The sequence below is a fragment of the Microcoleus sp. N9_A2 genome (assembly GCF_036701775.1).
Taxonomy (GTDB): domain Bacteria; phylum Cyanobacteriota; class Cyanobacteriia; order Cyanobacteriales; family Microcoleaceae; genus Microcoleus.
Window position 1 is genome coordinate 161,839 of sequence record NZ_JAUBRH010000008.1, and the last position, 19,513, is coordinate 181,351.

Genomic DNA, 19,513 nt, shown 5'->3' on the forward strand with positions numbered 1-19,513 from the left:
ATCGGCGGATGATTTGGACTCGATCCGCGACTCCCTCTTGGTTCGGGGAGTTTCGGCCACCGAGTCCGAGCGGCGCTCTTCAGGCGGTTGTGGTTATTGAATTTGTGGCCACTAGCGCAATGTAGGCGTATAAGTAGTCAATGTCTTGCGTTAAAATCGCTACAAATTCATCTGTTGAGTAAAGGTTTAAGAGGCAGTTTGCAGCATTGACATACTGATTCAAGCATCGATCGGGAGGCTGCTTTCGCAGCAATCCTCTAGCTTTTGCTTCTTTTATGGTGAGAAAAACTTCTTGTGTTTCTGAATCGCTAAAGTTGTCAAATTGCTCTTTTGCCGATTTGATTAACTCGGTAATGTGTTTGTTTTTGGTTTGTGGCATGGTAAATTAATAGATGCGAAGGGACAGTTAGTCAGCCAAGATAGCTCAGCTCAGATACGGCGGTTAGAGTGTAACTAACCGCTGTTTTTCTAAAGGTCTGCTGTTGGAATTTTGATTTTAAAACCCTGTTGTAAGGGGTTTTTTTGATAGCTTGCCTGGTAAGCTGCGAGGGCTTCGGTGATTTGTTGGTCGCTAATTTTCTCCATCTCAGTATTTACCTGCATTGATATTGCAGCGATAAAATAGTTAGCGTCCTTTTTTGTTACTCTTTCTAGAACGGATAGCACCATTGCATTAAATAATGCGGTGCAAAAAACCATGTTTTGCTGCTCCATTGTTAGGTCAACTAGAGTGGCCGCTGGAGGTTCTGGGCTATCATCGGCAACTATCCGAATCGCTTGGATATTTAGTTCGCAACTATCTAGACAATTGTCTAGCATTTCTGCTAGTTCCTCCAATTCGCGGTAATTGCCTTGACTTTTGAGGATCAAGTCGGCGATGTGCACGTCAAGTCCCACAATTTCGGCTTTGATTTCAGGTCGAACTGGAGGCAAGTCGGAATGCCTGTAAGTGAAGGTATTGTGCATGATGGTTTGTTTTTGAAAACTAGGATGAGTCCGACACTTGGTCGGATCTACCCGGCAAGGTAATAGCTTCTTGTTGACTTTTTAACTTTTTAGCAAACCCTCTTCTAGTGGGGTTGGCTTTGGCGTGAGCTTCAGCCCGATCGCAAATTTCCTCTTTTTCGGCCGTCAATTCCGTCTCTTCCTCCTCTGGCGGTTCCTCCTCTGGTGGTTCGGTGCCGCCGATCAGCGTTTCGAGATACTTAGAAACTGCCATGCCCGCTGCTGCGGCTTTCTGTTGCAGCAGTTTGTAGGCTTTACCGCTGACCCTGACTTGCTTGGCTCTGTCCTCTGGGTTCTCGTCCAGGGCTTCTTGGATTTTGGCGGCGGTGATTAGCGGCGGGGGGAAGCCGTCAATGACTGTCTGCCATTTGTCTTGGAGCTCGGATTCACCGTACTCGTCAACTTTGGCAAATTTGAGTAGTGGCAAAGCTTGGGCTACCGAAGTGGGTAAAACCTTGAATTTGGATTTGATGAGCCGCAGGCAGATTTGAGCGGCTTGGATAATCTTTTTGCAGTAGAAGTGCGATCGCCCTAATGCTCGATTGCAGTATTCGGCAAAGTCCTGGTATTGCCGTTTATACAAACGATAACGCTGTACAGCGTCAAGCATGATTCCTTGCCGCACGTAGTCGAGAAAGCTGCGCTTGATTCTCTGGGTGAGGACGGCAATGTCGTTATGCGGTACTTCGTGGGAAATCTCGGATTCAAAGTCTAGGAGCGGTTGAAATTCTGTCTCTGGGGGTTCCCAGAAAATATCGTTAAAATCGGCGGCAAGTTCCATCAGAAATAAGGGGTAATAGTGTCGTCTTCGCTTACGAGATAAGTGGGCAGTCAGTAATCGTCATCGTCATCGTCTTGATTCCACCAAGTTATGTCCTCGTCATCGTCCGATGTATCGCATTCTCCAAATCCCAATTCGGCGCTATCGTCTGCTACATATCCGGCAAGAGGATCGCTTTCTGTTCCGGCAGCAGGTGAGTGATCGGCTCTAGTTGCGGCGAAATTTTCGACCGTCAGCATGACTGGATCGACTCCGTGAGCCGTGAGAAATTCTGCGAAGTTATTCCAAATTTCCTCTGCTTTAGCTAATTCGGCTTTCTTGGATCGGATGCTGGCAGTAATGGTTTCTAAGAATGCCGTTTCTCTTGCCAATTTGCCTTTAATGTCATGCCATTTGTCGGGCAATTCAAGTTCTTGAGCAACTCGATCGCGAAGAATGTTAAGGCTTTCTGATGCGTCTTCCCAATCTTCTAAGTCCGCCTCTAGCCAGACTTTACAGTTTTCGTAGTTGCCCAAGTTTTTGGTGTATCCAAAACCAATTCGAGTAATTCTCATGATGATTAAAACTAGATTTGACACGGTTGTGAAAGGAGCGATCGCCCTAACGTCTCTCATCAAGACGATCGCATAAACGAGATATGGGAGATAAGTTCTTCATGTTTGAGCTCTATGCAAGCGGTCGCTTAGTGCATCGCATCACCTCCTGGAGGATCTCGCCCGCTCAAAAATATTGCACCACGGGCAAACTTCCTGATACTGTTTGCCCGATCGCCCGCAACGACACCCATCGGCGGAAAACTGGGAGGCTTAGGCTTGGGCAAGCGGGCGAAAATCCCTGTGTCAGGCGGTTCGTCGCTGTCAATTTGTCGGGGGCGATCGTCAAAAACAGGAATCAGGAATTCGCAAGTGCTGGAACTTTTACCGGCGATCGAATGTTCCAGCACTTCGGACGGTTCGAGTAAAGTGTCGGATTCGTACCAATCATCGGGGCACGGTGCCCACTCGCAGAAGGAATCGAGGCCAATTTCTATCAGTTCCAGGTGTTTGGCGTCCCAAAGGGCGATCGCCTCGCGGAACACATCGAGGGATTCAAAATCATCCGGGTCTGGCGGTTCGTCGTCGGCCTCTACTGATTCCAGCAGGTTTAATTGCCCGGTGGCTTCTGCTTTGTAGTTCACGTCGCCGAAGTAGGGCGGGTAGGTAGCCAAAAACCTATTAGAGAGTTTGACACCGGGGGAAGTTTTGGCCGCAAGTTCGATCGCGCTTTGGCTCAGTTTTGGATCAATTTCCAGTCTGTCGCGGCCATTGTCGCCTCGGTTGGGCGGGCGATCGGCTTCGGTGAAATCTAATTTAACTGGCTGATGGGGTAGAATTCCCCCTCGAATTGCTTCACAATTCCCTGCCACCGCCAAAACTCGATCGCCTTTTTCGCTTCCCAGTGCTTCAGCTTCAGCGCCATCGCTATCTCGAACTGATTCGGCGGAATGAGAGCGCCCGTTATGTACATCAGCACTTTGTGTTCTGTCGAGTTGAAGTCTAGTTTCTGCATTTTGGGCAATCGGCTTAGCGGCCGGTTTGGGATAGGTGATGCGGCCAAACTTGGACTCGATCGGCGGCTCCTGGCGTTGAACTTCGATCGAGTCGGCAGATTCCATCGGAGCTTCGTGCATAGTGTTCGGAGCTTCGTGCATAGTGTTCGGAGCTTCGTGCACAACACCGGGGGAAGTTTCCAGCAGTTTCAGCAGCGGGGGCTGAATGCCGACCAACGCATCAATCCAGTTTTGGCGGCACCGTTTGTCGCCCTCCGGGAGCACGTTGAGCTGCCAGCCGATTTTTTTCAATTCCTTGAGGTTTTTCTGTTGAAGCTGTTCCAAGGTGTACATAGGTTTTGGGGAAAGGGCGGGTCTGCACTCCCGCCCGATTCGTTTGGGGTATACAGTGCAATCTTGTCACAAGTGTGACTTTGCTTTATCATAAAGTCACACTTGTAAGTCTGTCAAGGTCACAAGTGTAACTTTGGTAATCTTTAAGGAAGACGTTATGAATCACCAAGAATATGGTCAAAGTCAAGAAGGCGAAACAGTTACAGTACGGGGAATTGAGAACGAACAGGACGTTTACCCTGACGCCGACGGGAGCACGGCTTTTTCGGGAGCTGGCGGAAGGTTTGGGCGTCAGTGGCTCGGACTTGATAGAGAAGCTAGCAAGGAGGGAATTGGAAATTTCAACCCCTTTGGGGGAGTTATTGACCAGCTAATCGACGATGCTAAAAAGCAGTTGGTCAAAAGTCAGGAGTGCATCGTCTGGTATCGTGCGGAGGTTCAAGAGTATCAAGAAAAACTAAATAACCTAATCAAGCTCAAAGAACTGCAAGAGCAGCAGTATCAGGAGATGTTGCGTCAGCAAGATATGCAGCGACAACAGCAACAACCACAGTCATCTAACGATAACGGCGGGGAAACCCCCGCAGAATAACCGCAACAGAAACCAGCATCGCCGTCGGGTGCTGGTTTTGCGTTACTAATTACTAATAACTAACAACTAAAGGGCGATCGCACTTATGAACAAAGGAGAACTGGTGGAACTGATGGCAGGCAAGGCCGACACCACCCAAAAAGCAGCTAATGCCTTACTGGACGCTTTTATCGACTCAATCACCCAAGTCGTCGCCGACGGGAAAAAAGTAACACTGGTAGGTTTTGGTTCATTTGAAGCGAGGGAGCGGAAAGCACGGGACGGCCGCAATCCTAAGACCGGAGAACAGATGAAAATCCCCGCTGCGGTAGTTCCCACATTCTCGGCCGGTAAGCAGTTCAAAGAAGCCGTCAACAAATGAGTGTTACAGATAAATGGGCTTCCATAGAAAGTCATTTATCTGTAGCAGTGCAAACTGGCGACACCTGCCAGGGCTAAACGCTAGGCCCCTATAAATAGTCAAATAACAGGAATGACACTGATACCTGGGGGGCTCCCAGACCGATAGGATTGGCGGCCGTGTCAAAAAGTTACTTCCAAGCCGACGAAAGTGGTGCGACAGCCGGGAGAGACCGGCAAGACACCAAAATATCCCAATTGCAAGGACGTTAAACCCATGAACGAAACTCTCGCCAACCTACTAAAAATGATTGTCGAAATTGTCCAAGGCCACTCCGAGCGGCTGACAGCTTTGGAAGAAGGCGAATCTGACGAGGACAGCAGCGACGCCAACCTGATGCAAGAAGTTAGCGCCCTGCTAGCTCAGTTGCAATCTTCTGTTCCCACCGACCAGATGTAGACAAATTGCCGATCGGTCGATTTGGGCGATCGGCTGTAGACAATTTGTAGACACTTGTAATCATCATGCCCAACTGGTTTCACATCGTTTCGCTAGGCACAACCATGGATTTAAATTTCGTTTGCGCGATTCAATGGAATCGCAAACAGATGAGAGACGGGCGCTGCACCGAGCTTTACCTTGCAACTGGCATCGCTACGGATGAACAGGGAGTCGTTGAGAATGATATTTGGTCAATAAGCGATGATGTCGATCGGCAAAATTTGCTGAAGCACTTATTTCCCGACGATGATTGTCCCATTCGTCTTCAACTTAAAGGTGCTGTAATCGGACAGTAAGACAGTAAGACAAATTGCCGATCGTCGTGAAGAGCGATCGGCTGTAGACAGGTCGTAGACAATCTGTAGACAATCAATTAGAGGAAATTCAATGTTGACGAAAGAGGAAGCGGTATCTCTGTTGGGAGGAACCAGAAAAGAGCTCCCAGACTCTCCCCAGACCCCAGAGGAGATATTGGAGGCAATGAAGATTGCGGCAAGCAATTACTATCGTGAAGCGATCGCCACTAACTGCCACACATTTATTGAATTCACCGGTCTGATTAACGAGTACATCAAAATCTGCGAGAGAAACCTCAAGCAGCGGGAAGTCGATTTCACTAAAACCAGCGTTCACTGTCCCGGTGAACCGGAACTCCAGATAGAGGAATGGGAATTGCAGTACATCAACGACAAGCTCCGCTGCATATTTCCAAACTTGCAACTTGTGGAAGTAGAAGAAACCGATGATTAGCGCCCCTGCTCAACTTTCACTTTTCGACACCGCGACCGCCGAAGTAGGAAGCCTTTACAAAGCCGGTGACCACGTGATGCTGCGAAGGAAGCCGACGATTGCGGCATGGGTGAAGCGCGGCGAAGTTTACAAAGTGAGTAAGGTTCACCCGATCGACGGCTCGCTGCAATTTTGGAACCCACACATCAGCGGATGGGATTTTCTCTATCCCGATGAAGTGAAGCTCGCACCCGCGCCGCCAGAAATTGATTCTGTATCACCAGCCTCTACACTTGCTACAGAATACACTGTAGAGGTTGCTGATACAGAATACACTGTAGAGGTTGCTGATAATGATTCTGTATCAAAAGCGATTTCGACTTACCGACCTTGTGGCACGGCCCGCAGCGGTGAATACTACCGATTTTCCTACCGTGATGGTTCTCGGATGCGGCACATCCATATTCGGGGTGGTAACACCGATTCCCCCATAGCTCAGGCGAAGGTGCAAGAAGTGCGATCACTCCTAGCGGCCGGAATTCCCCCGGTGCAAATTGCCGCTACTCTTCGGAACTCTGGCGGCAAAGCTCAGACACCTTCGTGCGACTAACTCCAGAAGCCTCTGCAATCTGCGAGTAACTTTTACCTTGCGACCGCAACTGATGCACAAAGGTGATCGCACTTTCCGACACTCGCGGGCGGCCAAATTTCCGTCCCTTCGCTCGCGCCGCTGCAATGCCACTTTTTACCCGCTCGCGAATCAAATCACGCTCGAATTCAGCAATTGCCGAAATAATCGAAGCCATCAACTTACCGTGCGAGGTGCTCAAGTCCAAACCGATGCCTGAGAGGGTGACAAGAGATGTCCCCCAATCGTTCAAATCTCGCAAAGTGCTCAGAAGGTCGATCGTGCTCCGGCTCCATCGGCTAGCCTCAGTAACCAACACCGCTGAGATTTTTCGGGATTGAGCCGCCGCTAAAACTTTTTTCCGCTCCGGCCGGTTGTCCTTCGCACCGCTGGCAGTCTCCCGCAGAACTTCGATCACCTCGTACCCGGCGCGATCGGCAAACTCCCTCAAATCCCGTTCTTGCCGATCACAATCTTGGTCGCCCGTGCTGACTCTGCAATAAATAATTGCCCGTATCAAATAACCCTCCCGCTCAGAGTTGCTAAAACCCTGATTAAATCGAGGTTGATTTCAAATAATTTGCCGTATCAATTAAGAAGTGATTTCCGGTACGTCGCCACTGGAAAACAATTTCACAATTTCATCCAACAGTTGTCCCATTGTTACCTTGCGACGGATTGATTCATGTCTTAGATAACTCTTAGTAGTCTCACTAACTTCAGTCTGCAACTTAGCGCTGCTAATAGTAACACCAGCATTAATATCAATCACATTATCGTCAATCATTAACTTTCCCAGTAAGCCTGCTTTTATTCTAGCTTATTCCTTTAGGTATAGTAGCAATAAGTATTCTTACGCTAGTGCTATTTTCTGGCCGTAGCTCGGCAAGTGCAGCGTCGCGTAAGCATAGAAAACTGTGCCTTCTGGGCGGTATCGCTTATGCTTACGCTTTTTCCCAAGGATTTCTTCCTCTTTCACGGTGGGGATTGTAGGCTTTGGAGTACCAATGAGTTTATTGAGTTTCAAATATTCAGTTCTGATTTCGTGTCCTTGAATTTTTAACACTTCCTTAACAATCCGCGTTCCTTCAGCCTCTGATTTACAATGAATTTGCAAGCTGTAACCCCGTTGCCAATCGTGATATACAATCATTTCTTTGCCACGTTCCCATTTAAAACCTTCGTTAAAAACAGTCTTGATTTTGGCTGAAAGAGCTTTAATGTCTGACTCTTTAATCAATTGGCTGCTGCCTTTGCTTGCTAAATGAGAAGAGTCTACAAGGTTCATCAAGTCAAAACTAATCTCACCTTTCAAAGGACTGTAGCCCGGAGTCGCATCCGCGCGTTTTTCAAAGAACCAAAGCTTGACTTCTGGATGTCCTGCACGTTCTATACCTTGTTTGCCGTTCTCGTCGGCTCCTGCAAGTTTCAATTTCCCGAGTTCGTACCGGAGCAAATCCCGAATTGCATCTAATAGGGAAGCTTGTAATGCGATCGCAAATTCATTCCCGCTGATTGTCAGCGTCAGAGTGTCGAGGGCGGTTTTACCCGTCCCCTTCTTCGTTTGCGCCGCTTTCTCAGCAGCGGCCTTGAGCTCCGCCTCGCTTGGCTCAACGAACTCCAAGTCGTAAACAGAAAAATAGGTATAGTCTGAGATTTTTTCTTGCGACTGGCCGGAAATGCGAGTCGGCTCGTTAACCCGTTTAAGTCGGTTTCTGACTTTTTTCTCGGCGCTCATTATCGGTACTCAAACACTAAAAATTCCTTGAATCCCTCGCCAAATCCTTCCAGCGCACCTTCTAAAAAGTTGCCAAGCGCGGCGTTCTCTTTTTCGATCGCCTCTACAACTTCATTGACTTGCTGGCTGACAATCCAAGGTTTGCCACCTTCCTCTCCCCAAGAAGCAATCATCTTATCCACCCAAGGGATGTCAGACTTCACATTTTGCTTCGCCCAGCGCCGAAAATTCATGTATCCCTGAGCAAATAACGCCTTGCCCGCAAACCGGTAAAACGCCCAGCCCAGCGATGACAATTCCTCTAAAATTTCCTCTGCAATCTCGTTATCACCGTTATCATCCAGAGCCAAAAACATCGTCGCCGTTGCCTTGATGTTGATTTTTAACTTTGGTGTTTCCTTGCGGTTAACTATGAATCCCGCGAGCGATCGGCCTAACGCTTCCCCTGCGACATTAGCCAGCCCGCCAAACGCCGCGTTAATCTCTGCAAGAATTGCCGCATCCGATTTATTAAAATCAAAATTCCAAACCTGCGTACCAAAACTTACCGCCGCGCCCAATACGGTACTACCGACCGCCGCGAGTGTAGCGCCACCGACTCCAATCGCTCCGGCAAGCGCGCCAATTCCTGCCACCACTCCCCCAACAACTACGCCGCCGATGAGCACAACAGCACCCATTCCAGCGGCAACGGCGATCGGGTCTTCTTTAAGCCAACTCTTGAATAAATTCCAATCCCCGCGCAAAATAGCGGCCCCCAGTTCCTTCGCACCGGCGAGCATATTCTTGGCAAGATTTTTAAGGTTAATTAAGCCTTTATTGAGCCAAGCTTGCATTGTCGAGCCGATGTCCGCAAAAAAACCACCAAGTGGCAGCCCAAGCTTGACAGCTAAACTGGTGTTATTTAAAGTGATTCCCGCTTCTTCCTGTTTCTTAGTTGCCATAATTACACCAATTTTTTGAGAGTTAAATTAGTCGAGACTTTTTTAAGCTTGCGCTTACTAGGGATAGGGTCTTTGGTGCTATTGCGACTTTGTTCGTATTCGGTGTTGTACTCCTTCTCGAACTTCTTGAAATTGCCCACGCCGACCGCGCGGTTAATGTTTTCGCGTTCGAGCGCCCGCTCAACCCGCATATTCTCGACAGCTTCAATTACTTTTGCTTTTATGGCTGCTTTGATAAGCGCCTTGTTAGGTTTTGCTAAATTGATTGCCATACTACTTATTTTTTAAGTCGTTTATGAGTTCAAACAGCGTAGGTGATTTTGGGTGTATTTCCTCCTTAGTAATGGGATTTTTGCGAGTGCGTAACAGTCCGGCGAGTAACTTTTCGGTACTGATATCGCTATTTAAATCTAATTGTTGATTAGATTTTTTAGGGTCAAAACCTTTAGTGTTTTCCCCTTCTACGACAAGGTTGTAAGATGTCTCGACTTCTCCCTTGCTGCGTTTAGTGGTGACTCCAATACAGTCAATAATGCAATCGACTTTATGAGACAAATCGGCAACAGCTACTAATAACTGAGTAACAGTTACGCCCGTGCGGATGTCCATATTTGTGCCGATGTTGCCATCATCGACAATTTCATAAAGCATCTTTGTTACGGCTTCCGCCCACCCAGTTGCCGAAAGGTATCGCTCGTTAATTTTTTGGTCGCCCTCTTTCACCGCGTCCGCATCCTGAATATCAATTTGCGGGCTAACAATCGTATTGTGGGCGATTGCTTGGAACATCTTTTGAAAGAGGTGATAATAATTTTCTGCCTCTGTTGTTTTTCCCGGTTCGCAACCGGGCGCTAATAAATAAGTAGGAATGGGAAATTTCTTTTCCTTGAAAAAATCAACGTGCAGAACGTCTTTTAAATCTTCGAGTGAATCAAGAATGTCTTCGCAGCAATCGTTCATGTGTGGGGGTACTCCAGGTTTTAAAAATGGTGATTTTTTGAGTTGCTTGCCAACAGGAATAACTTGATTGATTATGTTCTTATTCGGTCTATGCTGGCCATTAAAAGGCTTATTACTCTCTGTTACCCATTTTGCAATTGCTCGCATAGACCCAAAACATACCCAGCCATTGGCTAGACCTCCCGACCCAGGAGGGTAAGGGCCGGTCTGATATTGAGAGGTAAAAGTTCCATAACCAAAAGAAATTTGGCGAAAAGATGTGTTATCGCTTTGAATTATAGAAGTATAGCCAGGAACAGTAGAGTAATAACTAAAACCAGAAGTAGACTCAACAAAAACATCGTCGATCAGTCTGCTCCTAACTACATCTGCTTGAATATTCAGTATTACTGGAATTGTCCATGATTGATAATATTGGGGCGCTATTACTACTTCAGGAATTTGAGTACATTTAACTTCTGCAATCCCTTTATAATCAAAAGTCTCTTTAGATCCGTTAAAAACGCTCTGATAAACTTGGCCAACTAACACATAACCTAATCCAGTATCAGTTATTGTTAAAGGATCGATTCCTATTCTTGGATTGGGACTAGCAGGTAATTCTGATTCTGGCTCTGGTTCTGGTTCTAGTTCACAACCAGGGTCAGGGTAAGTATGGGAAGCAACCACAATCCCCATAATTATTTTTGTTTCTGTGACAACGCAATCTCTCGCCTCTACAATTACTTCAAATCCCCCTACGTTGTAGTGAATTTTTCCGCCTTCGCGACCCCAAGTAATTGATTGACCAGCAATGCTTACCGTAATAGCACCGCCGTAGTCATTTGTTATTCCCAATCCTCCCACTTTAAAATCGATTCCTAAATCCCAAATTCCTTCGCTGTCGATCGAACCGCTAGTTTTGTTTTTTCCACCAATATTGCCTTCGGCTGATATAGTGCCTTCAGCCGATACAGTCGCTTGCGATATTCCGTCGCGAATTCTGCTCATATTGCTAAATGCGTTTGAGCGCAAATTCAATAAAACCCAATCCATTAATCGCAAGGTTAAAACTCGATTTAATTTCTAAACCCCTGTTTAAATATCCTATTAGCGTGCGAAAAGTAAAAGTATTAGTATCGCTACCGTTGTGATCTTGAAGCGTCATGATTGTTTCGGCTACAGATGTATTGTTCGATTTCCAGGCAATACCCCCCAACAAAAAACAACTACCGCCCATTTGCCAATGACTGTAAGAGTTGGCTCCGTCATTGTATTGATAATTAGCGGTCAACAAATAAGGGCGTATTTCTTCCAATGCGTAGGGAATAGTTAATCCCGGCACTGTATACCAATTATTTGCAGTCCAGGTAACGCCAGTTGTTAACTTCAAAATTATGTCTCTTTCTAAGTAAGGCGTTTTTATAGCACTAGCAAAAGTTTTGATGCCGTTGATAGTTTCGTCACCTGTTTTGCTTACTTTTGTAGCTAATGCGTTAGTTACAGTCGCGCCAAAATTTGCGTCATTATTTAAAGCTGACGCTAGCTCTATTAAGGTGTTAAGCGCCCCTGGCGCTCCCCCAACCAAATCAATAATTGCCTGGTCAATCATTGCCGGCGTTGCAAATTTTGTTTGGAGAACAGTCTCGACAATTCCGCTAGTGCTGTTTCTCCCCAGCAATACGTTTGCAGGTAAATTAACCAGCCGCCCTTCTAGCGCTAATTCCAGTGCTGCCATCCGAGCTAATAATTGTTCGGTCAGGTCATTTTTTTTTGAGTCGAACTGGCTAACCTCGACCCGCAGCGCTCCTTTAATCGAAAGGCGATCGCCCGCAGCCGGCAATGTCGTCTTAAAAACGGGGTCATCAATAAATTGAATGCCGATTTGGGTTCCTTTTCCCAAAATGTCGAGGGTTCCTTGGCTGAGATAAGGAATTAGATCGAGCGTGTTTGCACGGTTCCCGTAATTCTGGATAACTTCGGTATTTTTCCACTGCCACGGGTCGGCGGCAGAATTTCGCACAAACAGCATTAACTGGCACTTTGGGTACTGACCGTTAAGCGCCGAGATTTCCGATACTTTGTCGGCAAGCGTGGAATTTCGTTTGAGAGCCGGTGCCGGTGTCTGAATGCCCAAGCTCGGTAAATGGTAAGTAGCTACTAATTGTTCTAGATAAATTGCAGCACCGCAGTTTTCCCAAGATAAGTGTGCTGTTTCGGCGGCAGGTAATCCGAGTGTCGCGATATAACCCGCAATCGCCGCTTTGATAGGTGCAACAAGGGTATTCGTATCAAAAATTGTTTGGATACTGCTGTTGGCTTTAAGTGGCTCAAACAGAAACGGAAAAGTATATTCGGGCATTTTTTAAGTCAACAAATATTCTTTAGGCGTGATTGTAATACCCGTATCTGTAACTTCGCGGGTAAAAGGCAGTGTGAAACTGCCGCTAACAGTTCCGTTAGTTGCGTTAACGCTGGCGCTGATATTTTTAGTTTTGTTAGGGTTTTTAGAATCGTCGTTTTGAGTCGCCAGAATGAAGCTCAAAACCTCTAAAAAGTAATCTAAAGAATTAGCTGCGGTAAACTTGCCGCCCGTGCCAGGGGTGAAAGTTCCGGTTAAAAAGCTTTCGGTTTTGCCAACAAAATTCAATCCCGTTCCTGTAAATTTCACGGGCGCGGTAAAGTCGCCAGTAAATAGCAGCGCGTCACTGTCATAATTACCAGAAACAAAACTATTAACGTTGTTGCCTGCTGCTTCTAATCCTTGGAAATACTCTATCAATTGAAAGAATTGTGTTTCGGCAGTAGTGCCTTTAATTGTTCCATTTACGCCAGCAATAGTAATAGTCATAATAGCCTGTAAGCCTTACTCTGAGCTGTTTTCAGTATAGCGCAAAATTTTTACAGGGTTATAGGGTTGAATTTTTAATATAAGAAAAAAAGAGTAGTCAAACCCGCGCAGAAAGGTCAAATTAGAAACATCCCATTACAAGAATTTTTTATGGCTCGATACGCAGATATTAATAGAGCAGAAGAGTTGATGGCCGCTAAAACTAAATTAGAAGCTTGGCGGCGACTGGATGCAGCCGCAAAACGAGCGGCATATCAAGCTGCTCGGCTCGGTCTCAAGATTAACGTTGGTTCGAGCTTGGGATGGATCAAACCTTTTGGCGAGACAAACAACTTTTACTGGGAAACTAAAATTCTTGCCGTTCCAACTGCTGCGCCCAAACCTGAAAAAGAAGAAAATAACAACAGCTTAATTACTAATGTCCGTACTGCTGTTATTGGTGCTGGAGCTGCTGCAGACACAAAACCGACAACTGCTAACGTGTCAATTAAAAGAGCGAGGAAAATTGAACTTGCTCGCGTCCTGTGCACTGTTGCCAAAGCTCAAACCAAAGATGCTATTAGTCGAACCACTGGCAAGCCTTACACGCTGGTTGAGACTGATACTGTTAGCTGCGCTTTCGGTCAAACCGAAGGGGCCGACAATGAAAAAGCCGTCCAAGACGGTATTCGCGCAGCGTTAAAACTTACTCAATCAACAGCCCGCATCTCGTTTAAACCTCAAGGGTACGTAGGTTAATTAATAATGCCGAATCTTGACTCTAAAACTTTATGGCTTCCTGGTATGGACGAATCAATGATATTCCTGCCAGAAGAAATAGAAGATTTGCTTTGTATCCTGCCTACCAGTGACGCAACTGAAAACGAGCAAGATGCGGCATTATTAGTTAACAAATCTTCTTGCGAGCTGTTAACAAATCAAATAGAAGTCGATACTTACATGGACGTCTTGGACTCTGTAGGTATTGACCCAAGATTCCATATGCGGCGCGCTTTATGGGTTGTCGCTAATTTAGATTTATGAGCTTATTAGTTGAACTAGATAATGCTCAAAATTGGATACAAAGCGATTCGCAAGCTTTTAGCGGCAACCCTATACCTGATTACGTACCGCCCTATCAATTTGAAAAACACATTCTAGCAATATATGTGACAAATCCAGAACCCGATCAGAATTGGAAGTTTGGTGGATTTCTTAATCAAAAAATTAGGCTTGGTGTCGGGCCTTCCCAAGGAGCGGAATCAGTTAGTGGTCGAAAGTTGTGGTTAAACAGAACGCAACTGTTTATTTTTCCCAAGCTGACCACAACTTACACACTAAAATTTTCATTCCCTTACTGGTTCAATCAAGCAAGCCTTACCATTTGGGAATATTGGGGCCCCGAGGCGGACACCATAACAAACGCTATAGGGTCAGTGCATAGTAGCGTTTTACGCAGTGAAAACAAAATCAACTTATTGCTAGATCAACATTCTTTGTGAAAAACCTTACTGATATCGCTTCGTTAGTTGGAACATTCTTAACGTCGCTGATTAGTTTAATTGTTTTGTGGAATGTTACGCGCGGCATTCTGACTCTTTTAGCTAATATTCAACGTAAACTCACTGTACTTCGGAGTTTGTACATAAGTCAAAGAGCGGAAGTTCGTGATATACAGAATTATCTTAAAATCCATCACGGATATCATGTGCGCGGAGGAATACATGAAATTCAAGATGATTTATTAAACGAGTACAACAATGAAAACACGGGATTCTAAGTGGACAAATACTCGTATCGTTTCACTATTGCTAGTTTAAATGTTTCCGTAATAATGTTGGTGGCTGCGGGGACAGTTTTAGTTTTTCAAAAAGAGAATGCTACGGCCTTAATTCCTTTCTTAGCGCCAATTTTAACTTTATTGGGCGGTTTGCTAGTTTCTCCCCCTAAAACGCAACATGACCATAGACAAAGCTAAACAACTTTTAGAAGCTGTTAATCCTAGCAAGTGTCAATTGCTAGATTGCTTAGAAGATTTGGCTAAAGAGTATGGATACATTCAGGGTATGACTATTTGTAATTTGCGAGATTTAGTATCAGGTCGCAAAACACTTGCAGAAATTCAAAATCTAATCGAACAAATTAAGCAAAAAATAAAATGCACAAATTAATTTTTACGATGCAGTTAGCTCAGTCTGTAGAGTTGATTTACGGAAATTTGCAACTATACTATCCCGACGGAAAGGCGATCGACTATCTTGCAACTTCTGGCTGTGCTGACTACCAGCGACCGGGCGATGAATGGGTAAGGGGGAAAGGCCCGATTCCCGCTGGTCAATATGAAATCCCTACTGAAGGGTATTGGCTAGACACGCGGGGAGTCGAGGGACTATTTTTTCACATCACGCCTGACCCAGTAGTGTCTAGTTACGGGATGCGGGCGGAGTTAGGCGTGCACTTTGACGCAAACGTACCCGGTACGGCTGGCTGCATTGGTATTGTCAGGGAATTCGGGTGGCGGCGGTTTTGCGATCGGCTCGCGTCGATCGCAGAATTGGGCGTGAAGTCTTTGCCGTTGACGGTGAAATATTAGCTTTAAAACACTACATCTAGTGTTGCAATGAAGCTGCATTAACACTAGATATAGCGTTATCAATCCCTGATAGGGTTTTGGGTGGTAGTACCAGCGTGTAAGACTGCCCTTTTTTCAATCCCTGACAGGGAGACGCTGGGAGGCTGGCATCCCCTGGCCTGTGCAGCGCAGTTATTGCCAGCCATCAAAATACTAACATCAGTGTGTGGGGATTCAATCTAGATATTTTCCCGGTTGTTTTAAAGAACCAAATATGAATGCCCCAGTTTTGGGGACGGAACCCGGGGCGCAGCAGGCTTGCAGGCTCCAACAGACTTGAGATGAAAGTAGTCAGAAGGCAGGCTGTCGTCAGGCCCTGGAGCCAGAGAGCTTATTTCTCCCTATAATTGTTATTACTTTAAACAATCTTATTCCAGTATAATATTAATATATAATTTGTTAACTTCTACTTAACACTATCCGGGTAAATGAGCAATCCAACTCAACTCACCCCCGATTTCACGATCGGACATCTGCCGTGTCACGACTTCCAAGTGAGCGCTGCAACTCCAGGACAGGTAGTGGCTGAAAGATTTGAGCAAGAACCCGACCTGCCGGGAGTCATTATTACTCATGAATCACAGATATTGGGCATGATTTCTCGCGTCAAATTTCGAGAGCAAATGAGTTTTCCCGATCGCGTAGAACTTTATGGGTCACACCCGATTCGAGCCTTGTTAGATTTTATTAGAATTCCGCCTTTGCTACTTTCGGAAAACTGGAAAGTTGATGATGCCGTGCAAGCGTCTTTCAACAGGCACAAAAACTTGATTTATGAACCGATTATTGTGGTAAGGGAAGACCAGAGCCACCGCCTTTTAGACGTTCATACTCTGGTGATTGCCCAGTCACAACTTTTAGCGCAAGCTAACAAACTTATTCAAAAATACCGAGTAGAAAGACACAAGTATTTGGCACTCCTTCAACAAGAACAGGCTAAAGTTCACGAATGTAATGAGCTTTTAAAAATCCAACAACGTCAAACAGAAAAGTTGCAAAGCAATCCCAGTTCCCAGCAATTGGCACTGGTCAAACAAGCTGAAGAAATTGCTCAAATGAATCAGCGATTTGTGAGGATTGCGAAACTGATTTCTTCCGAAGGTCGCCAAGCATTTCAAGCTACTTTTCAAGGTGCTAATGCTATTTGCAACAATACAGATAAAATTTTGGGCGTGGGCAAAGCAATAGCTAATGATTTAGAAACGGTTAACCGCACTTCCCGAACCATCCGGGAGGCGATCGAACAAGTCAGGCATTTAGCAGTACAGGTGGCTGTAGTTACCAATCAAATGGGAAGTCAGCCCAGCGGTCTGAGCAAAGTGAGTCTAGAAATTGGCAGACTGGCAAGTAAAACGTTTGAATTGGGGACTCAAATGGAGCAAATTGCCAGTCGGTTTAAACTTCGAGTTCACGAACTCACGGAGGCAGCAAGAGCGGGTGCTAATGTGGCTAAATCCGTGACGATCAAGATCGATCGCGCAGAAATGGCTTTGTTAGAGTTGGAAGAATTAATAGCAGAAAAAAATTTCAATTCATTGACCGCTATCCAAGAACCTTTGGGAGTCATAAAAAGTGTTGCCGCTGATTCCTTAGTGCGAGAGATAGAACACGCCGAAGTAGCAGTTTCGGAGTTGGAAGACTTAGTTAAACATCAAGATTCCTCGCAATATCTGATTCAAAAGATTCAGCAGGCGCTGAAGTCCAAAAAGCCATAAAATATTAGCCCGAATCTAATGAAATATTACGAGAGGAAAAGAAATAAAATCAAAATAATAATTTACAATTATTCTATTTCTAGAATAATATTTGTTATACTGAAGGTGGGGAATTTTTAAATTCAGTTGTAAAAAGGCTATTTAATTAGCCCCAAAAATCGATAAAAAGTTCCAAGAAGAGTTGGAAGGACAGGTGATGTTTATGAAAATCCTGCTGGTAGAAGATGACACAGTTACAGTCAGTTTACTAACTCAAGCGCTGAACTCTCACAATTACAATGTGAATGCGGCAGCAGACGGTGAAACAGCCTTGCAGTTGGTGCAGGCATACGATTACGACCTGATTGTTTTGGATGTGCTGATTCCTAAACTCGACGGCATTAGTTTGTGTCGAAAATTGCGATCGTCCGGCTGCCAAATGCCGATTTTACTGCTGACAGCGCTAGATAGCAGCAACGATCGAGTTCAAGGTTTAGAGGCGGGTGCAGACGATTATGTGGTCAAACCCTTTAATCTCGAAGAATTAATCGCTCGGATTCGGGCTTTGCTGCGCCGGGGCAAGGCAACTTTGTCGAGTACAAATTTGACCTGGGAAAAACTGCAAGTCAACCCGGACACTACGGAAGTAAGTTATGCCGAACAAGTGCTGCACTTGACTCCCAAAGAGTACAATTTGCTGGAACTTTTCCTGAGAAATCCCCGGCGTATTTTCAGCCGCAGCGCCATCCTCGATCGCATTTGGTCTGCCGGCGAATTTCCTCAAGAAGAAGCCGTTACCGCTCACATCAAGGGGCTGCGGCACAAGCTGAAAGCAGCCGGGATGACTGTAGATTTAGTGGAAACCGTGTACGGATTGGGCTATCGGCTCAAAAGTCTGCCGGAGGAGATTGAGACCCAACAAGTTGGGCAGGAAAGGGCAGAAACTGCTAAAACTCAAGAGACTTTATCTACTGCATCCAGCGGGTCGAGCCAGGAATTAAACAATGACGACCGCCGCCTCAAAGTCCTGAATATGGTTGCCAAAATGCGGGAAAATTTAAAAGCCAATTTTAGAGAAAAGGTGGCGATATTCGAGGGCGCGATCGCTCAACTGAAAAGCGGAACCTTGGAGGACGAACTGCGGCGGGAAGCTCAGGATCAAGCTCACAAATTAGTCGGTTCTTTGGGAACTTTAGGGCTGCCGAAAGGTTCGGAAGTTGCGCGAAAGATCGAACATTTGTTCAAGGCTGAAAACATCTTGAAACCGAGGACTGCTCAGAAGATTGAGGAATTTCTGCATTTGCTCAAACAAATCTTCGATCGCCCGCCGCCCGAACCTGAAAGCGATTTGGTTGCTCAGCTTTCCCAACAGCGCCACATCCTGATCGTTGATGATGATACTTTTGGGAGCGCTCGACTGAAAATAGCAGCATCCGGTTCTGGCTTCCACATAGAAGTCGCCAACTCTCCGCAAGCGGCAAGAAGTGCGATTTATCAACAGCCTCCCGATGCGATTTTGCTGGATTTGACCTTTTCCAGAACTCAGGAAAACGGACTTACTCTGCTAGCCGAACTCCGCAGTGAAAAACCAGACATTCCGGTGATGGTTTTTAGCGCGAACAATCAATTGAGCGATCGAATAGAAGTTGCTCGTTTGGGAGCTTCCGGCTTTTTACACAAATCGATACCCCCAGCAGATATACTCAAAGCAGTCGGCCAAGTTCTAGACCAGACAGGCCCTGCTGCTGAAGCTAAAGTTATGGTGGTAGACGATGACGTGCATCTATTGGCTGCACTGAAAATGATTCTACAACCTTGGGGTTTTCAAGTAACAACATTGGACGATCCCGAAAAGTTCTGGGAGGTACTCGAAACGACTTGTCCGGATTTGCTAATTTTAGATGTGGAGATGCCCGGTTACAGCGGTATCGAGCTGTGTTTGGCAGTTCGCAACGATTTGCGCTGGAGCAAGCTCCCCGTGCTATTTTTGACAGCTCATTCCGAGTCGGAAACCGTGCGCCAAATGTTTGTCGCAGGTGCTGACGACTACGTGAATAAGCCGATCGTGAAACCGGAATTAATTGCTCGCCTCCTGAATCGTTTGGAGCGGACTCAACTCAGAAATAGACTGGCTCAGGCACAGCGCTAATCCGATTTGAGATTTGAGATTTGAGATAAAAGAATTGGGAATGAATGATGATAGTTATGGTTTCGACTTTACCTACAGTTGCAATCTTTTTAACTGGTATAACTAGGAGGAAATATGTAGTGCGCGTCC

The 19,513-nt window shown here is 45.9% G+C and carries 26 protein-coding genes; 13 read left to right on the top strand and 13 right to left on the bottom strand.

The window, feature by feature from the left end; all coding sequences use genetic code 11:
- Positions 1 to 79: 79 nt before the first annotated feature.
- The 5 genes from QUA44_RS07455 to QUA44_RS07475 all read right to left on the bottom strand — a co-directional run bounded on the left by QUA44_RS07455 (position 80) and on the right by QUA44_RS07475 (position 3,668).
- Positions 80 to 379, bottom strand: coding sequence for a hypothetical protein (locus QUA44_RS07455; protein WP_333249533.1), 300 nt, complete (start codon positions 377 to 379; stop codon positions 80 to 82).
- Positions 380 to 468: 89 nt separating this feature from the next.
- The gene (locus QUA44_RS07460) at positions 469 to 966 is read right to left on the bottom strand and encodes a hypothetical protein (protein WP_333249534.1); all 498 of its coding nucleotides are present in this window, start codon (positions 964 to 966) and stop codon (positions 469 to 471) included.
- Positions 967 to 985: 19 nt separating this feature from the next.
- Positions 986 to 1,786 carry a hypothetical protein gene (locus QUA44_RS07465; protein WP_333249536.1) on the bottom strand — a complete coding sequence of 267 codons (801 nt, stop codon included), beginning with the start codon at positions 1,784 to 1,786 and terminating at the stop codon, positions 986 to 988.
- A 50-nt stretch (positions 1,787 to 1,836) separates the two neighbouring features.
- Positions 1,837 to 2,400 (bottom strand): hypothetical protein, encoded by a 564-nt coding sequence (locus QUA44_RS07470; RefSeq protein WP_333249538.1) that lies wholly within the window; start codon positions 2,398 to 2,400, stop codon positions 1,837 to 1,839.
- Positions 2,401 to 2,468: 68 nt separating this feature from the next.
- Entirely contained in the window at positions 2,469 to 3,668 is a 1,200-nt protein-coding gene (locus QUA44_RS07475) for a hypothetical protein (RefSeq protein WP_333249540.1), read from the bottom strand.
- 157 nt (positions 3,669 to 3,825) lie between these two features.
- Here QUA44_RS07475 and QUA44_RS07480 point away from each other — a divergent pair, with 157 nt between their 5' ends.
- From QUA44_RS07480 to QUA44_RS07505, 6 genes are all read left to right on the top strand, one after another.
- The gene (locus tag QUA44_RS07480) at positions 3,826 to 4,260 is read left to right on the top strand and encodes a hypothetical protein (RefSeq protein ID WP_333249542.1); all 435 of its coding nucleotides are present in this window, start codon (positions 3,826 to 3,828) and stop codon (positions 4,258 to 4,260) included.
- A gap of 85 nt (positions 4,261 to 4,345) precedes the next feature.
- On the top strand, positions 4,346 to 4,621 hold the full coding sequence (locus QUA44_RS07485; protein ID WP_333249544.1) for an HU family DNA-binding protein: 276 nt from the start codon (positions 4,346 to 4,348) through the stop codon (positions 4,619 to 4,621).
- A gap of 255 nt (positions 4,622 to 4,876) precedes the next feature.
- Complete coding sequence (locus tag QUA44_RS07490) at positions 4,877 to 5,059, top strand: hypothetical protein (protein WP_333249546.1); 183 nt, start codon at positions 4,877 to 4,879, stop codon at positions 5,057 to 5,059.
- 104 nt (positions 5,060 to 5,163) lie between these two features.
- A complete protein-coding gene (locus tag QUA44_RS07495) occupies positions 5,164 to 5,397 on the top strand; it encodes a hypothetical protein (RefSeq protein ID WP_333249548.1) in 234 nt (77 codons plus the stop codon).
- Positions 5,398 to 5,488: 91 nt separating this feature from the next.
- Positions 5,489 to 5,851, top strand: coding sequence for a hypothetical protein (locus QUA44_RS07500; RefSeq protein ID WP_333249550.1), 363 nt, complete (start codon positions 5,489 to 5,491; stop codon positions 5,849 to 5,851).
- Positions 5,844 to 6,440, top strand: a complete 597-nt coding sequence (locus QUA44_RS07505) for a hypothetical protein (RefSeq protein ID WP_333249552.1) — start codon at positions 5,844 to 5,846, stop codon at positions 6,438 to 6,440. Before QUA44_RS07500 ends, QUA44_RS07505 begins: the two co-directional genes overlap by 8 nt.
- On the opposite strand, the gene QUA44_RS07510 is transcribed toward QUA44_RS07505, so the two are convergent.
- From QUA44_RS07510 to QUA44_RS07545, 8 genes are all read right to left on the bottom strand, one after another.
- Positions 6,391 to 6,978 carry a recombinase family protein gene (locus QUA44_RS07510; RefSeq protein ID WP_333249554.1) on the bottom strand — a complete coding sequence of 196 codons (588 nt, stop codon included), beginning with the start codon at positions 6,976 to 6,978 and terminating at the stop codon, positions 6,391 to 6,393. The two genes, QUA44_RS07505 and QUA44_RS07510, sit on opposite strands and share 50 nt — an antisense overlap.
- Before the next feature lie 72 nt (positions 6,979 to 7,050).
- Positions 7,051 to 7,245, bottom strand: a complete 195-nt coding sequence (locus tag QUA44_RS07515) for a hypothetical protein (protein ID WP_333249556.1) — start codon at positions 7,243 to 7,245, stop codon at positions 7,051 to 7,053.
- Between the two features lie 66 nt (positions 7,246 to 7,311).
- A complete protein-coding gene (locus QUA44_RS07520; RefSeq protein ID WP_333249558.1) occupies positions 7,312 to 8,196 on the bottom strand; it encodes a hypothetical protein in 885 nt (294 codons plus the stop codon).
- Positions 8,196 to 9,140, bottom strand: a complete 945-nt coding sequence (locus QUA44_RS07525; RefSeq protein ID WP_333249560.1) for a hypothetical protein — start codon at positions 9,138 to 9,140, stop codon at positions 8,196 to 8,198. The genes QUA44_RS07520 and QUA44_RS07525 overlap by 1 nt, the downstream gene beginning before the upstream one ends.
- A 2-nt stretch (positions 9,141 to 9,142) precedes the next feature.
- Positions 9,143 to 9,412, bottom strand: coding sequence for a hypothetical protein (locus tag QUA44_RS07530; protein ID WP_333249562.1), 270 nt, complete (start codon positions 9,410 to 9,412; stop codon positions 9,143 to 9,145).
- Between the two features lies 1 nt (position 9,413).
- Positions 9,414 to 11,090, bottom strand: a complete 1,677-nt coding sequence (locus QUA44_RS07535; RefSeq protein ID WP_333249564.1) for a hypothetical protein — start codon at positions 11,088 to 11,090, stop codon at positions 9,414 to 9,416.
- Between the two features lie 4 nt (positions 11,091 to 11,094).
- Positions 11,095 to 12,441 (bottom strand): hypothetical protein, encoded by a 1,347-nt coding sequence (locus QUA44_RS07540; protein WP_333249566.1) that lies wholly within the window; start codon positions 12,439 to 12,441, stop codon positions 11,095 to 11,097.
- Between the two features lie 3 nt (positions 12,442 to 12,444).
- Positions 12,445 to 12,930, bottom strand: coding sequence for a hypothetical protein (locus QUA44_RS07545; protein WP_333249568.1), 486 nt, complete (start codon positions 12,928 to 12,930; stop codon positions 12,445 to 12,447).
- Between the two features lie 150 nt (positions 12,931 to 13,080).
- Between QUA44_RS07545 and QUA44_RS07550 the strand changes: the two genes are divergently transcribed.
- The 7 genes from QUA44_RS07550 to QUA44_RS07580 all read left to right on the top strand — a co-directional run bounded on the left by QUA44_RS07550 (position 13,081) and on the right by QUA44_RS07580 (position 19,384).
- Entirely contained in the window at positions 13,081 to 13,668 is a 588-nt protein-coding gene (locus QUA44_RS07550) for a hypothetical protein (RefSeq protein ID WP_333249570.1), read from the top strand.
- A 6-nt stretch (positions 13,669 to 13,674) separates the two neighbouring features.
- A complete protein-coding gene (locus QUA44_RS07555) occupies positions 13,675 to 13,953 on the top strand; it encodes a hypothetical protein (RefSeq protein ID WP_333249572.1) in 279 nt (92 codons plus the stop codon).
- A complete protein-coding gene (locus tag QUA44_RS07560) occupies positions 13,950 to 14,411 on the top strand; it encodes a hypothetical protein (protein ID WP_333249574.1) in 462 nt (153 codons plus the stop codon). The genes QUA44_RS07555 and QUA44_RS07560 overlap by 4 nt, the downstream gene beginning before the upstream one ends.
- A 456-nt stretch (positions 14,412 to 14,867) precedes the next feature.
- On the top strand, positions 14,868 to 15,080 hold the full coding sequence (locus QUA44_RS07565; RefSeq protein WP_333249576.1) for a hypothetical protein: 213 nt from the start codon (positions 14,868 to 14,870) through the stop codon (positions 15,078 to 15,080).
- Positions 15,068 to 15,502: a hypothetical protein gene (locus QUA44_RS07570; RefSeq protein WP_333249578.1), complete on the top strand. Its 435-nt coding sequence runs from the start codon at positions 15,068 to 15,070 to the stop codon at positions 15,500 to 15,502. The genes QUA44_RS07565 and QUA44_RS07570 overlap by 13 nt, the downstream gene beginning before the upstream one ends.
- 467 nt (positions 15,503 to 15,969) lie before the next feature.
- Positions 15,970 to 17,256, top strand: coding sequence for a chemotaxis protein (locus tag QUA44_RS07575; protein WP_333249580.1), 1,287 nt, complete (start codon positions 15,970 to 15,972; stop codon positions 17,254 to 17,256).
- Positions 17,257 to 17,458: 202 nt separating this feature from the next.
- Positions 17,459 to 19,384: a response regulator gene (locus tag QUA44_RS07580; RefSeq protein ID WP_333249582.1), complete on the top strand. Its 1,926-nt coding sequence runs from the start codon at positions 17,459 to 17,461 to the stop codon at positions 19,382 to 19,384.
- The last annotated feature ends 129 nt before the right edge of the window (positions 19,385 to 19,513 follow it).